The sequence below is a fragment of the Microbacterium sp. Bi128 genome (genome assembly GCF_918698205.1).
On record NZ_CAKKMM010001626.1, the window covers coordinates 1 to 1,074 of the forward strand.

Here is a 1,074-nt window from a genome sequence, read left to right on the forward strand (position 1 = left end):
CGGAGGAACAGTCGAGGTCACGTCCCGGCCGGGCCGCACGGAGTTCGCCGTGCGGCTGCCCGCCTCGCCGCCGCCGGCGTAACCGGAACGGCCGCCGCCGGCGCAAACGACCCGGACGGTCGACCGGCGAGCCCGGCGCAACCCGACACCCCGGCACTGTGACTCCTGTTACCAAAATGTGACTTAAGCGGCCGGGTCCTGTAGCGTCGTTAGCGTGCGCCGCCATCGGTGCCGCATATCCGGACGGACGCCAAACTCTGCCGCTTCCCGGATTCCGCTGGACCAGGCAGAGGCGGGGGACCCAGAGTTCCCGGGCAATCTGCTTTCATGCGCCCTCGGGGTGAAGCCGACACGTGATGTTCCGTGCGGCCGGATGACCTCATCCGAACCCGACAGCTAACTCCGCCGGCGTTGAGAGGCCACCATGACTGAATTCCAGGTACAAACACGCCCTGACGGCGGTTCGCATTCCCGCTCAGTTGGCGCCGCCAAGTCGCGCCACCGCGCCGAACCGGTCAACAGGCATCCGCCCTGTCGAGGTTCGCCGCCGGGCTCGGTGTAACCGGCCGCCGTGCCGCCGTCGTCACCGCCGCTTGCGCGCTGCTGCTGGGTGGCGGCGCCGCCAGCCAGGCGGCCACGATCGCCGACCCGCTGGCCAAGCTCAACTTCGAGCGGGTCCAGGTGGCTGGGCCGACCGCTCCAGCGGAAAAGAACGTGGCTCCCCAGATCTCGGAGGTTAAGGCAGCCGAAGCGCTGATCCACGCCCCCGCTGCTGCCGCGCCGGCAGCCGCGGCAGCACCCGCTCCGGCCCCCGCGGCAGCCCCTGCACCTGCTCCGGTTCCCGCGGCAGCTCCCGCTCCGGCAGCCGCTCCGGCCCCCGCAGCCGCTCCGGCCCCCGCGCCGGTCGCAGTCGACGACCCCGCCGGCGCGCAGGCCTACGCCGCGTCCCAGCTGGGAAGCTATGGCTGGGCACCCGGCCAGATGCAGTGCCTGCACAAGCTGTGGACCAAGGAATCCGACTGGAAGACCACCGCCACGAACGCCAGCAGCGGCGCCTACGGCGTGGTCCAGTCC

General features: G+C 71.4%; 1 pseudogene and 1 riboswitch. The pseudogene reads left to right on the forward strand.

What is annotated here, in order from left to right:
- Positions 1-265: 265 nt before the first annotated feature.
- Positions 266-423, forward strand: a riboswitch (cyclic di-AMP (ydaO/yuaA leader).
- A gap of 291 nt (positions 424-714) precedes the next feature.
- Positions 715-1,074, forward strand: a pseudogene (locus LQV45_RS35050) (hypothetical protein); the annotation flags it as partial.